Source organism: Pseudomonas sp. LB3P31 (assembly GCF_054897945.1).
Genome location: NZ_CM142710.1, coordinates 2,613,495 through 2,627,500 on the forward strand (window position 1 = coordinate 2,613,495; position 14,006 = coordinate 2,627,500).

General features: G+C 61.6%; 7 protein-coding genes and 2 rRNA genes (1 of these 9 only partly in view). 1 reads left to right on the forward strand and 8 read right to left on the reverse strand.

The window, feature by feature from the left end:
* The first annotated feature begins 29 nt into the window (after positions 1 to 29).
* Positions 30 to 977, forward strand: a complete 948-nt coding sequence (locus ACYZTK_RS11940; protein WP_462014616.1) for a LysR family transcriptional regulator — start codon at positions 30 to 32, stop codon at positions 975 to 977.
* Here ACYZTK_RS11940 and ACYZTK_RS11945 read toward each other — a convergent pair.
* From ACYZTK_RS11945 to ACYZTK_RS11980, 8 genes are all read right to left on the reverse strand, one after another.
* Positions 974 to 1,483 carry an OmpA family protein gene (locus ACYZTK_RS11945; RefSeq protein ID WP_462014617.1) on the reverse strand — a complete coding sequence of 170 codons (510 nt, stop codon included), beginning with the start codon at positions 1,481 to 1,483 and terminating at the stop codon, positions 974 to 976. The two genes, ACYZTK_RS11940 and ACYZTK_RS11945, sit on opposite strands and share 4 nt — an antisense overlap.
* Positions 1,483 to 2,751, reverse strand: a complete 1,269-nt coding sequence (locus ACYZTK_RS11950; RefSeq protein WP_462014618.1) for a diguanylate cyclase domain-containing protein — start codon at positions 2,749 to 2,751, stop codon at positions 1,483 to 1,485. Before ACYZTK_RS11950 ends, ACYZTK_RS11945 begins: the two co-directional genes overlap by 1 nt.
* Positions 2,748 to 3,323 (reverse strand): YfiR family protein, encoded by a 576-nt coding sequence (locus ACYZTK_RS11955; RefSeq protein WP_462014619.1) that lies wholly within the window; start codon positions 3,321 to 3,323, stop codon positions 2,748 to 2,750. The genes ACYZTK_RS11950 and ACYZTK_RS11955 overlap by 4 nt, the downstream gene beginning before the upstream one ends.
* A gap of 99 nt (positions 3,324 to 3,422) precedes the next feature.
* On the reverse strand, positions 3,423 to 5,525 hold the full coding sequence (recD, locus tag ACYZTK_RS11960) for an exodeoxyribonuclease V subunit alpha (protein ID WP_462014620.1): 2,103 nt from the start codon (positions 5,523 to 5,525) through the stop codon (positions 3,423 to 3,425).
* Complete coding sequence (gene recB / locus ACYZTK_RS11965; RefSeq protein WP_462014621.1) at positions 5,522 to 9,211, reverse strand: exodeoxyribonuclease V subunit beta; 3,690 nt, start codon at positions 9,209 to 9,211, stop codon at positions 5,522 to 5,524. The genes recD and recB overlap by 4 nt, the downstream gene beginning before the upstream one ends.
* Positions 9,208 to 12,660 (reverse strand): exodeoxyribonuclease V subunit gamma, encoded by a 3,453-nt coding sequence (recC, locus tag ACYZTK_RS11970; RefSeq protein ID WP_462014622.1) that lies wholly within the window; start codon positions 12,658 to 12,660, stop codon positions 9,208 to 9,210. Before recC ends, recB begins: the two co-directional genes overlap by 4 nt.
* 156 nt (positions 12,661 to 12,816) lie before the next feature.
* A 5S ribosomal RNA gene (gene rrf / locus ACYZTK_RS11975) occupies positions 12,817 to 12,932 on the reverse strand.
* A 170-nt stretch (positions 12,933 to 13,102) separates the two neighbouring features.
* A 23S ribosomal RNA gene (locus tag ACYZTK_RS11980) occupies positions 13,103 to 14,006 on the reverse strand (it continues 1,988 nt past the right edge of the window).

Below are 14,006 nucleotides of genomic sequence, written 5' to 3' on the forward strand. Positions count from 1 at the left end.
ATAAGAACGCACATAAAAGCCGGTCCATCATGCAAAAAAACATCACATCTCTAGGTTCGCTGAACTGGGATGACCTCAAGTTTTTCCTTGAAGTCGCCCGCACCCGCAAGGCCAGCACCGCCGCCAAGCGCCTGGCGGTGGACTACACCACGGTGTCGCGGCGCATCAACTCGCTAGAAGCGGCGCTGGGCACCCTGCTGTTCGAAAAATCGCGCACCAGCGGCTTTGTCCTGACCGCCGAAGGCCAGCGCCTGCTGGGGTACGCCGAATCGATCGAGAGCACGCTGCACATGGCGTGCGAGCAAGTCTCGGGGTCTGGCGTGGCGTTATCCGGGCACGTGCGCATGGGCTGCACGGAAGGCTTCGGCAGCTTTTTCATCACCCCGCAGCTGAGCCATTTCGTCGACGCTTACCCGGCGATCTCGGTGGATATCCTGCCACTGCCGCACTTTATCAGCCTGTCCAAGCGCGAGGCGGACATCGTCATCGCCCTGGAGCGCCCGGAACACGGTCCGTATGTCTGCTGCAAACTCTGCGACTACCGATTGCAGCTGTACGCCACCCAGGACTACCTCGACAAACACCCACCGATCCGCCGCCCGACCGACCTGGGCAAGCATGCATTCATCAGTTACGTAGATGACCTGGCGTTCAGCTCGGAGCTGCTGTACCTGGCGAACGTGGTGCCGGGGGCCAGCGCCAATCTGCGCAGTACCAGCGTGATCGCGCAGTTCGTGGCCGCGCAGCAGGGGCGGTCGCTGGCGATCCTGCCGTGTTTCCTGGCGGCCCAGGATCCGCGGTTGCTGCCGGTGCTGCCTGAGGAAATCAACATCACCCGACAGTTCTGGATGTACTGCCGGGAAGACCTGAGAAAGCTCAAGCGGATTACCCTGTTGTGGGATTACATCCGTTCTGTGACCGAGCAGAATCAGGCGCTGTTAATGGGTGAGAGTCGCGTGATGCTGTTCGCCGATTAATCGGCGGACACCACGATCGACACCCGGCGGTTCTCGGTGCGCCCGGCGGTTGTGGTGTTGCTCGCCACGGGCACGCTGCTGCCGAGGCCGCGCAGCTGGATGTTCTGTTCCTTGATGCCGACGGTGCTCAGGACCTTCGCCACGCTCCTGGCGCGGCGCAGGGACAGTTGTTCGTTGTAGGTCTCCTTGCCCGATGCATCGGTGTGGCCATCTACCCGCAGCCGGTCGATACCCACGCCTTGCAGCGCCTTGCCAATACGCTGGACGATCTCGGTGCTGGCGCTGTTCAGGCTGCCGTCGTCACTGCCAAACAGTACTTTTCCGGACAGGCCAAACGCCCAGCCGTCGTCGGTCAACTCGAAACCTTGCTGCTTCAGCACCGCGATCTGTGCGGGGGTCAGGCCTTTTTGCGGTGCTGTCTGGCAGCCAGTCAGGGCCAGCAGCGCCATGAACAGCGCAGCGGTGAAAAAACGAAGGGATCGGTGGGTCAATGTGAACACGGACATCAGCTCCTGGTAATAACGTTGGCGACGGGGTACTCCGACCCCGCCGTGTGTTGCGCGCCCCGGGCGAGGCGCTTGGCTTGATACATGGCGGCGTCGGCGGCATCCAGCAGGGTGCCTGGGGTATTGCCATGATCGGGGAACACGGCTACGCCGATACTGAGGGAGGTCAACACCTGGCTGTCGCCGGGTATCGGGATTGGCTCTTCCATACTGGCGAGAATTTTTTCGGCAATACGCTCGGCGTCAGCGGTCTTGTGCAGCGGCGTCAGCAGCACGGCAAATTCGTCGCCACCCAGGCGCGCCACCAGGTCCTCTTCGCGCAGTTGCGCACGAACACGGTCAGCCACGGCGACCAGTACGGCATCGCCGGCAGCGTGGCCGTAGCTGTCGTTGATTTCCTTGAACCGGTCGCTGTCGAGAAACAGCACTGCCACTCGCTCATTGAGTTTGCTGGCGTGGCGCAATGCGCGCTTCAGGCGACCTTCGAAGAATGCGCGGTTGGGCAAGCCGGTGAGGCTGTCATGATTGGCCTGGTGAGCGAGGGTTTCGTTTTCGCTCTGCAGGTGGGTCTGCCAGGACTCGAGCTCGTCGAGCAAGGCATTGAAGTCGTTGCCCAGATTATCGAGCTCGGCAATCTGCGCCGGCGGCACGCGGCGGTCGAAGGCTCGCTCACTGCGCACTGCGTGCGCCACGCTGGCCAGGCTGCGCAGCGGCCTGGTAATGCCGCGCAGCTGCCGGCGGGCCAGATATAGCGCAATCCAGGCACTGATCGCGGTGCACAGGATGATGCCCATCAGGCCGCTGAGCAGGAATCGCAGCAGGCTGCCACCGTGGCCGGTGAGCTCGATACTGCCGATTTCACGCCCCTGATGGACAATTGGCATGCTGATCGGCTTCTCCAGGAAGGTCTTGGCTATCTGGATTTCCAGCTCGGAAAACAATCCGGTTTCTGGACGCTGCCAGCGGGCCAGCAAGTGGCCCCGGTCATCCAGCACCTGGGCATCGGCCACTTCTTCGGTGGAAGCGATCAGCGCCAGGGCTTCGGTGGCGGCGGCCTTGTCGTTGAACACCACTGCGGCCTCAACGGTGTAGTTGATCGAGCGGGCGATCAGGTGCAGGTTGTGGTCGGCATAGACCCGTAAAGCCAGGACCCCAAGCAGCGTCAGGGAAATACTCGCCATCGACACGCCCACCAGTGCGACGATCAGGTGCCCGCGCCCCAGCACCGAGCGCAAGGTTGGACGAATGTCAGGCCTGAACAGACTCATGATGCCGCCGGCTTGCGGCGCGACAGTTGCAGCACGCTTGGATGAATGCGCACGCCGCTGCGGGCGACGGAGTCGAGATTGACCTCAAACGACACCTGATCGTCGCTGACCCGCAGGCAGAACAGGCTGCCGACGGTGCATTGATCGTCGGCCTCGCTGATGCTCAGCACCGGGCGCCCTGTCAGTGATGCGAACAGCTGGCTGCGTTCGTCGCCGCTGAGCTTGCCGATGTACACCGCGTCGCATTCGCTGACGATGGACGGGTTGTTGGCGAGGAACCGGCGCACAGTGACCGGGCGGCCCGTGGCCTGGGTGGTGCCCTTGACCAGGTCGTCGGTGTACTCGGTGGGGCCGACGATGCACAGGCGCAATTGCGCCGGTTCAACTGGCCAGCGCGCATAACTGAGAATGCCGAGAACGACCTGGGTCACGGCCCTGGCCCGTTGGTCGGCCATGCTCTGTGGCGCCTGGGGCTGTGCGCAACTGAAGGAGGACAACAGACAGAGAATCCCGGCCAGCAACATCTGCTTGCAGCCAAACACGCGCCCTGCCTTCCGGACGGCCACCTTCATGCAGGGATTCTCTTGAGCGAAACGAAATGATGCCGCAACGATAGCACAGCGCTCAATCGCCAGCGAGGCCGGACACTGCGGCAGGTCGGCCAGTTTCCGTTACTGGGCGGTGCCCTCCTCCAGTTCCAGCATCAGCCCGCTCAAGCGTTTTACCTTGCGCCGCACCGCTTCCTCGAACACGCCGGAGCGAGGTTCTATCAGGGTGAACCAGTTTTTTGCCCGGGTGATCCCGGTGTAGATCAGCTCCTTGGTGAGCACCGGATTGAGGGCGTCCGGCAGGATCAGCGCAGTGTGGGAAAACTCCGAGCCCTGGGATTTGTGCACCGTCATGGCGTACACGGTTTCGACATCGTTGAGCCGGCTAGGCAGCACAAAACGCACACCACCCTGACCATCGTTACGCGGGAATGCTACTCGCAACACTTGCTTGCCGGCCTCAGGCCCCTCGCGCTCGGGCAGCTTGAGCGCGATGCCGATGTCACCGTTCATCAATCCCAGGCCGTAGTCATTGCGCGTCATCAGCACGGGCCGGCCTTCGTACCATTGATGATCGCTGTCGATCAGTCGAGCCTTGAGCAGCGCGGTGGTGACTCGCTGGTTCAGGCCTTCGACACCCCATGGGCCCTTGCGCACAGCGCAGAGCAACTGGAAGGCATCAAATGCCTGCAACACCTGACGCGCCCAATCGGTCCAACATGGATCTTCCAGGGTGCGGCCCAGCGGCGGGCGCTGCTGGCGCAGCAGATTGAGGTAGTGCCGATAACCTTGCGGCCCATCGCCGTGCCCCTCGAGCAGCAGGCGCTCCAGCGCCCGATCCTGTTCGCCTTTGAGCGACAGGCCGAACACGTCGTCGTGACTGCGGGCGGCCAACAATTTGCGCGCCTCTTCCGGCTGCTGCTGGTTAACCCAGCGCGCCAGCTGGCCGATGCCGCTGCCTTCACCGAACCGCCGAGAGTGACGCAGCATCACCACCTGCTGCGCTAGTGGATGAACGTGTTGAGTGTCCTCGGGCAGGCCGCTGGTTGCCAGGCTCTCGCCACTGACCTGTTCCAGCCACTGGCGAGTCTGCGGGCTGTACCAGCCGGCCTCTGCATCGCGGCACAGATCGCCCAATACCGCTCCGGCTTCTACCGAGGCCAACTGATCCTTGTCGCCGAGCAATACCAGGCGGGCATGAGCCGGCATGGCGTCGAGCAGGTTGGCCATCATTTCCAGGTCGATCATCGAGGCTTCGTCCACCACCAGCACATCCAGCGGCAGACGATTACCCGCGTGATGACGGAAGTGTCGAGTACCCGGCCGACTGCCGAGCAGGCGGTGCACGGTGGTAACGTCCGAGGGGATTTTCTCCCTGACGGCTTCGCTGACCTTGAGGGTCCTGACTTGCTGGCTGATGGACTCGGTCAAGCGCGCCGCCGCCTTGCCGGTAGGTGCGGCGAGACGGATGCGCAGTGGCTGGCCGGCTTCAACCGCAGGCGCCTGGAGCAGCGCCAGCAAGCGCACGACGGTGGTGGTCTTGCCGGTACCGGGACCACCGGTGACGATACTGAAGGCGCTGCGGGTCGCCAGTGCACAGGCGAGTTTTTGCCAGTCGATCACTTCACCGGGCCGGGCCGGGCCGAACAGACCGGTGAGGCGCCGAGCCAGATCGTCAGGGGTAGTTTCGTGCTCTGCCAGGCGCTGGCGCAACGACAGGTCGATGCGCCGCTCATAGGCCCAGTAGCGGCGCAGGTACAGGCGTTTTCCAGACAGCACCAACGGTCGATGCTGCGCATCCTCGCGCCTGTCCGCCGCCAACGCGACCAGGGGGCTGGCTGCCAGCACCTTGCACCAGTGAGCACCTTCAAGTGCCTCGAGCATCTGCGAAGGCAGCACCATCGCGCCGCCCTGCAGGTCGCCCTCTGGGGGCAGCGACAGGGCAAAGTCCGGCTCTTTCAGCGTCTCGAACAGGTCCAGGCAGACATGACCGTGGCCCAACTGGTGACTGGTCAATGCGGCCGCCAGCAGCACCAGGGGATCGTCATCGGGCGCCAGTTCATGCAGGAAGGCCACAAAAGCCTTGTCCAGTGCCCGCAACCAGCCCCGCTCGACCCAGCGCGTGAGCAACAGCAGTAAATCCTCGGCGCGGCTCAACGGCGCAAGGTCTGCCAGGCTTTCAGCCGCCAATGGCGTGGGCAGCAAATCGGCGAAGGTGCGACTCATAGCAGTTCTCCCTGTTCCCAGGCGGGTTCGGCCTTGGGCTCTGGCTTGCCCTGGAACAGGCGATCAAGGCGTTCGATCAGCTCCCGTGGCGGACGGGCGAAATACACGCCCTGGCTGGCGGCACGGGTGCCGCGCAGGAACAGGTACAACGTGCCACCGACATGCCGGTCGTAATCATAATCGGCCAGTCGCGCTTTCAGCTGACGATGCAGGGCCAACAGGTACAGCACGTATTGCAGGTCATAGCGGTTGTCGAGAATCGACTGTTCCATCGCCTGTTCGGTGTAGGCCGAGTCATCGACGCCCAGCCAGTTGGATTTGTAGTCGGCAACGTAATAACGCCCCTCGTGTTCGAACGTCAGGTCGATGAAACCCTTGAACATGCCATTGAGCAGCACCGGTTCAGCGGCCACCCGAGCGACTCCGTTGTGGGTGTATTGGCGAACCAGTTCATCCAGTTTCAGCACGTCGACTTTGTGGCTGGCGAACCAGAATTCCATTTCGACCCGATACTGCGTCAGGTGCTCGAACACTACAGGCGCTTGCCCCACGCCAAGGTGCAGCGGCGACTTGAGCAAGTGTTGCAGCCAGTCACTCAGCGTGGTGATCCAGCCTTCCCAGCCTCGCCGGTTGCAGCGACGCCCGATAGCGTCTTCAACCGCTTGCGGGGCCGCAGAAAATCCCTCGCCACCGGCCCATTCCAGCAATCCATGGAGAAAGGTGCCAGGACCCGGCCCGCGGGGGAATCGATGGATGTCCGCACCGCCCGTGGCCACTTCGCGCGGCGCATGGGGATCGAGACGTTCGTCGTCGAAGAGTTTTTGCGCCTGCGGATTTTCGGGCGCTTCGTCGCTGCCGATGCTCAGGCTGTCACCAATGCGCAAGGCGCTGTAGGAGGCAATCCACCAGTTCTCACTGGCCCGGCGCTTGGGCATCAGCGCAGCGAGCAGGCGCGCGTCGTTCTGCGGCGGATGGTAATGCTCGGCGGTCGCTTCCGGCGCTTGCTCGTAGGCCAGGGCCGGACAATCCTGCTGCAGGTCTTCGAGCCAGCGCTGCAAGCCGGCAGATTCAGCCAGCATGGCACCGCCTCCCAGCAGGTAACCCAGTGCCGACAGGTGCAGCACCGAGCTATTGCTATTGCCACGCTTGAGGTCGGTGAAGCCGAGCCAGCAAGCGTGCTGTGCGCGAGTCAGCGCTACATACAGCAGCCGCAGATCTTCGGCCAGGCGCTCGTTATCGGCCAGTGCAATCAATTCGGCAGTCGGCTTCAGCGTTATCTGTGCCTTGCCGGCGGCATCGTGGTAGTGCAACGGCAGCCGACTGCCATCCACCGGCTTTGCAGAGCAGATGAAAGGCAGGAACACGAGGGGGTATTCCAGCCCCTTGGATTTGTGGATGGTCACCACCTTGACCAGCTGTTCGTCACTCTCCAGACGCAGGATCTGCTCTTCCCCCGCCTGGCCGGACAACGCCAGGTGTTCGGACAGATGACGTATCAGCGCCTGCTCGCCATCGAGCTCGGCGGCCGCCTGTTGCAGCAACTCGGACAGGTGCAGCAGATTGGTCAAGATCCGCTCGCCGTCGCTGCGCGTGATCAGCGTCTGCGGCAGCTTGAAGTCATGCAGCAGACGGCGCAGCATCGGCAGCACGCCCTGCTTGCGCCAGAGTTCGCGGTACGCTCGGAACTGCATGACCCGTGCTTCCCAGGCCAGTTCGTCCTGGTTCAGGCGCTCAAGTTCTGCCAGTGACAGGTTCAGCGTTATGCAGGCTAGCGCAGCGCGCAGTGGACGCTCGACGTCCGGCTCGGCGCATGCCTTGAGCCAGGACAACAAATCATGGGCCTCCTGGGCGGCGAACACCGAGTCCTTGTCTGACAGGTACACGCTTCGCACGCCACGAGCCGACAACTCGGAACGGACCGCCTGAGCTTCCTTGCCGTCGCGCACCAGGATGGCGATGTCCGCCGGCAGCAGGCCCCTGAATTCCTTTCCTTCCTGCTGGAATCCGGATTCGCCCTGTTGCCCGGCGTTGAGCAACCCAGTGATCTCGCTGGCGCAAGCCGCAGCCAACTGCTTGCGGTAGACGGCGCCGGACAACGGTTGCTCGCAAGGCAGGTGCCAGATATTCAGGGCCGGAATCGGGTTGCCCTTTATCTGAAGCACCTCCTTGCGCCCCTGGGATTGAACAGGCAGGAACGGTACAGGGTTGTCGCCATTTTTTTCACGGAACAGGAACGCCCCGCGTCCCAGCTCACGCGCTTCGGCACGCTCGAACACGTGGTTGACCGCATCGACCATGCCATGGCTGGAGCGGAAGTTGGTTCCCAGGGTATGCAATCGGCCAGTGGTAGCCTGGCGTGCACGCAGGTAGGTATGGATGTCGGCTCCACGGAAGGCGTAGATCGCCTGCTTCGGGTCGCCGATCAGGAACAGGCCGCACTCGGGGTTGTTGTCTTCGATGCGATAGATGGTCTCGAAGATCCGGTACTGCACCGGATCGGTGTCCTGGAATTCGTCAATCAACGCGACCGGAAACTGTTCGCGAATCAGCGTGGCCAGACGTTCGCCGCCTTCCGCCTGCAAGGCCGCATCCAGGCGCAGCAGCATGTCGTCGAAGCCCATTTCCGCGCGCCGGCGCTTCTCTTCTTCGAAGCGCGCCCCGACCCACTGGGCGGCATGTTGCAGCACGGCGGCGTCGGGGGTTGGCAAACCATCCAGGCTGGCCTTCAGCCGCGGCATCGCATCCAGTCCAGGATGGCGTGGCACTTCACCTTTCCAGGCTTCGGCCATGCCGTCGGGAGTCAGGCGCGTGAAGCCGGTGCCGATGTCCAGTTGCTCCAGCGATTCGTCCGCGGCCCAAGCCTGGATCTTTTCAAACCAGGGCTCGAAGTAACGCGCCTGCATCTTGCGTCCATCGACGCTCTTGCTCGCGACGCCCTGGTGACAAATGGCGAGCAACTCCTGCGCCCACTGAGTCCAGGGCATCTTCAGTTCCAGCAGCGCGGCGCGGCGTTCTTGCAGGCATTCGGCAATCAACTGCGCAGGCTCTTTGCCTGCGATATTGTCGCGTTCGCTGGAGAACAACCCGCGCACCCGCGGTAGCAATGCCGCCGGGCCGCCCCAGTTGCTGCGAACCCAGTTCAGTGCATCGCCTTGCATCGGATAACAGAACAGTCGCCAGTAGTCGCGCAGGACTTCACCGAGCAGATCGCTATGGTCGGTTTCCAGGCTCTGGGTGAACAGGCTGCCACTGTCGAACGCGTGCTCACGCAACATGCGCTGGCACCAACTGTGGATGGTCGAGACGGCGGCTTCGTCCATCCACTGGGCGGCGATGTCCAAGCGATTGGCGCAACCGGCCCACTGCTCTGGAGAGTATTCGTCGCGCAGGTCAGCGATCAGGGCATCGGGTGCAGTTATTTCATCGCGGAAAAATCGCGCCGCTTCGGCCAGGCGCGTGCGGATTCGTTCACGCAGCTCCTTGGTCGCAGCGTCGGTGAAGGTAACAACGAGGATCTGCGGCGGCAGCAGTTCACGCCCGAAGCCAGCGGACTCGCCACCGTGGCCCAGAACCAGGCGAACATACAGCGCGGAAATGGTGAAGGTCTTGCCAGTGCCGGCGCTGGCTTCGATCAGCTGGCTGCCGCGAAGCGGAAACGCCAGGGCAAGCGGAGTCTTGTCGGTCATGCGCGGGAGTCCTCGCTGGTCAATGAGCGCCAAGGGGCATGCAGCAGCGGCCGGTACAAGGCGTCGCACCAGCCGGAGAATGATTCATCAGCGATGAGTGCGTCGTAATCAGCGAACTGCCGGGCCAATGCCGCGCTTTCACGACGCTCGCCGTCAGTCGTCAGGCCATCACCTTCATAGGTTTTACGAGCGGCGGCTTCGGCCTTGACCGGATCGCTCTGGCCGAGCCAGGCGAAGGCGGTTTTCACGGCGACTGGCAATGGCTGGCGCATGCCGGTTTTCCAGGCGAGCAGAAGGTCACCGAGGATTTGCATGGCCTGGGATTGTGCCATCGGGGCCAGCAGCAGACTGTCGTCGCTGGCCACCAGGGCGGTTGTCATCGGCCAGCCGCTGGCGCAGGCCACCAGATGGTTGACCCAGGGGCGGGTCAGGCGATGCCATTTGCGAGACTTGATCGCACCGATACTGTTGGGAATCGTCGTCACCGACAGCAGCCCACCATCCGCGCGTTGATGCAGGCCGCTGAGCCAACCCTCCAGGCGCAGGCCTTGCAACTCCAGATTGATCGGCAATGCGCTTGTAAGCGGGGTCGGCCATAACGTCAGCAGCTGCTGGTAACGCTGCAGCAAATCCGGCAAGGGTTCGATCAGTTCCCGTTGCAGGTATTCGCCAAAACCAGCCATGGGCAGCAGTCCGCTGTTCTGCAGGCGGATAGCGTGTGCGGCCAGCGTCTGATCCGCCTGATCGGGTTGACCCAGCGCCGCTTCGAGCAAGCTGTCGCTGAGGCTGTAGCGTTGCAAGGCATCGAGCACGAAGGGTTCTTCGTTGGCCAGCGGCGCTTCGGCCGCTTCGAAAAACACTTTCAGGCGCTGGCTGAAAAAGTGGCGCACCGGGTTGCGCAGGAAATCCTGGAGTTGACCCAGGCTCAACGGTTCTTCCTGGGTGAAAGGTTCAAGTGTCTCGGATTCTGTGACCGGGGTGCTTGCCTGATGCAGGGTCTGCCATTCGTTGGCGTAGCTGAACAGTTCATCTCCCTCATGGAAATAGCGGGCACTGAAAGGCTGCAGCGGGTGCTCCTGGGTCAGGACTTCAAGCAGGTCTGCAGACTCGTCGGCCAATCGCCAGCCGCTGGCGAGATGATCGCGCAGCTGGCCGATCAGCACCGAAGCCGGGCGTTCGCTGTTGTCGCGAATGCTGCGGCCGACCCAACTGATGTACAGCTGATCACGCGCCGAGAGCAGGGCTTCGAGCAGCAGGTAACGATCGTCTTCTCGCCGGGAGCGATCGCCGGGGCGGTAATCGCTGCCCATCAGGTCGAAGTCCAGCGGCGGTTGCGCGCGCGGGTAGTCGCCGTCGTTCATGCCCAGCAGACACACCAGCTTGAACGGAATCGCACGCATGGGCATCAAGGTGCAGAAGTTGACGGCGCCCGCCAGGAAGCGCTGAGACAGTCGGCCCTGATCCAGACCGGCCAGCCAGGCCTCGCGAACCACGGTCAGCGGCAACTGGTCATGCAGCCCGACCGACTCACAGGTTTCCAGCCAGGTCTCGCGCAACTCTTCCAGCTGGGCCAGCAAGTAGTCGTCATGCTCGTTGCTGGCCTGGAAAAACAACTGGATCAGCGCTTGCAGGCGCATCCCCCATTGCTCGGGAGCTGCGGGGGCTGCCAGTTCCCGGTGAGCAATCTCCAGTGCATCCAGCAGCGCAACCAGCGGGCCGATCAGCGCGGCGTCAAGGCCACCGATCTCGTCATAGGGTTCGATACCGCCATAGGCACTTGAGCTGCCCACCGCGTAACCGAGCAACATCCTGCGCAGGCCGAAACGCCAACTGTTTTGCTCGAGCTCGGCCGGCAAGCCGAGATTGGCGCGCTGTTCGGCATTCATGCCCCAGCGGATGCCGGCGCCCTCGATCCAGCGATGCAAGGTCGGCAGGTCGCGCTCTTCAACACCAAATCGCGCACGCAGTGCAGGAACGTCCAGCAGGTCGAGGATCTCACTGACCGGGAAACGACTGTCTGGCAGTTTCAGCAGATGTTCGACGGCGATCAGTAATGGATCGCGACCGCGCTGGCCCTGGTCGGCTAGCGTGAACGGGATGAAGCGCTGGTCCTTGTGCTCCAGCTGGCCGAACACTGCGCGAATATGTGGGGCATAACTGTCGATGTCCGGCACCATGACGATGACGTCGCGAGGCCGTAGCTCGGGATCAGCACTGAAGCGTGCGAGCAACTGGTCGTGGAGGATTTCTACTTCCCGTTGGGCGCTGTGGGCAATTTGAAAACGGATCGAGCGGTCATGCTCCAGATCGACGGCCGGCCAGTGCTCGCGTGTTTCATTCAGCGGACGCAATTCGAGGATATCGTCCTGCAACTGGTTAAGCATGTTCAGCGGCTCGCTGTCGCTGAACAGGTCGATACGACCGTCGCGAAACGCCGAGCGGTAACTGTTGGGATCGTCGTAACTGTCGAGCAGATTGATGTAGTCGCGACCTTGCTTGCCCCAGGCCGCCAGCAATGGATGCGCGTGCTGATGGAGGGTCTGTGGGTCGAGCACGACGGGCATGCCGCTCTTGCGCGCCTGGCGCTTGTATTGGTGCCGTAACAGGTCTTTATCGGCGACGATGTCTGCCCAATGGTGACGACATGGGTTGTGTACACACAGCAGGACCTGACTGAAACGGGCCAGCCCGGCCAACGCTTCGAGGGCCTGGGCAGGCAGGGAAGAAATGCCGAAAACGATCACTCTTGAGGGTAATCCGGCGGGGGCCACTTCCAGGCTGTTGATGCGCTCGATAAAGCGTTGATGGACACCCGCACGACTCTGCGCCATGCCCTCCTCACCTACATCCAGCAACAATGCCCGCCACAACTCCGCCTGCCAGGCGTTGGCTGCAGTCAGCGGCTTGGCTCCGCCGCGACCATTGCGCAGTTGGTGGCGACCCTCCGCCCAGTCCTCAAGCCAGTCGGCGCGGTAGACCTGATACTGGTCGAACAGGTCCGCCAGGCGCTCCGACAATTGGTAGCGCTTGCGCAAGTCGCTGTCGTTGGTGAGAAACCGTTGCAGCGGTTCGAAATGTGGCTGATCGATCACTTGCGGCAGCAGGCGCATCAGGCGCCAGGTCAGCGGGGCTTTATCGAGCAGGGATTTGACTGGAATTTCATCGCGGCCAAGGACCATGCGGTACAGCTGCCACATGAAGCTGCCCGGTAGCTGCACGTCGATAGCCGCGGCAATTCCGCAGCCGCCCATGTCATCTTCTTCGGGGTCTTCTGCCAGTGCCAGCTTCAACCACTGGGCGATGCCGTTGCTCTGTACCAAGGCAATTTCGTTTTCCAAGGGAGCCAGTGGGTAACGCCGCATCCAGCTCACCACCAGACCGCGCAACTCGTCCAGGCGGTTGCCGTGAACCACCATAAAACCAGCACTGAGGGACGACGCGTCCGGCATAAAGGCTTCCTTGGAAAATTACAAATACCAGGGCGAACCTTAGCATTGTCGGGAGACGGTGGCAGCCGTGAGCTGTCCGGTATTGCTGTGGGAAATTTCCTGCGGACAAAAACAAAACCCCTACCTGCATACGCAGATAGGGGTTTCGGAATTTAATCTTGACGATGACCTACTCTCACATGGGGAAACCCCACACTACCATCGGCGATGCATCGTTTCACTGCTGAGTTCGGGATGGGATCAGGTGGTTCCAATGCTCTATGGTCGTCAAGAAATTCGGGTACCGAATCGTGGCCAGCTGGCCGCGCTTCAGCAAAATGGGTATGTGATAGCTGTCGGTGTTTAGTGAGCATCGAACTTTCGGTTCATAGCGTCTTCACACACCGCAATCTGGTGCTCTTTCGCTTTTCAGCTCGAAGCAAGCAAATTGCTTGGGTGTTATATGGTCAAGCCTCACGGGCAATTAGTATTGGTTAGCTCAACGCCTCACAGCGCTTACACACCCAACCTATCAACGTCGTAGTCTTCGACGGCCCTTCAGGGGACTCAAGGTCCCAGTGAGATCTCATCTTGAGGCTAGTTTCCCGCTTAGATGCTTTCAGCGGTTATCTATTCCGAACATAGCTACCCGGCAATGCCACTGGCGTGACAACCGGAACACCAGAGGTTCGTCCACTCCGGTCCTCTCGTACTAGGAGCAGCCCCTCTCAAATCTCAAACGTCCACGGCAGATAGGGACCGAACTGTCTCACGACGTTCTAAACCCAGCTCGCGTACCACTTTAAATGGCGAACAGCCATACCCTTGGGACCGGCTTCAGCCCCAGGATGTGATGAGCCGACATCGAGGTGCCAAACACCGCCGTCGATATGAACTCTTGGGCGGTATCAGCCTGTTATCCCCGGAGTACCTTTTATCCGTTGAGCGATGGCCCTTCCATACAGAACCACCGGATCACTAAGACCTACTTTCGTACCTGCTCGACGTGTCTGTCTCGCAGTCAAGCGCGCTTTTGCCTTTATACTCTACGACCGATTTCCGACCGGTCTGAGCGCACCTTCGTACTCCTCCGTTACTCTTTAGGAGGAGACCGCCCCAGTCAAACTACCCACCATACACTGTCCTCGATCCGGATAACGGACCTGAGTTAGAACCTCAAAGTTGCCAGGGTGGTATTTCAAGGTTGGCTCCACGCGAACTGGCGTCCACGCTTCAAAGCCTCCCACCTATCCTACACAAGCAAATTCAAAGTCCAGTGCAAAGCTATAGTAAAGGTTCACGGGGTCTTTCCGTCTAGCCGCGGATACACTGCATCTTCACAGCGATTTCAATTTCACTGAGTCTCG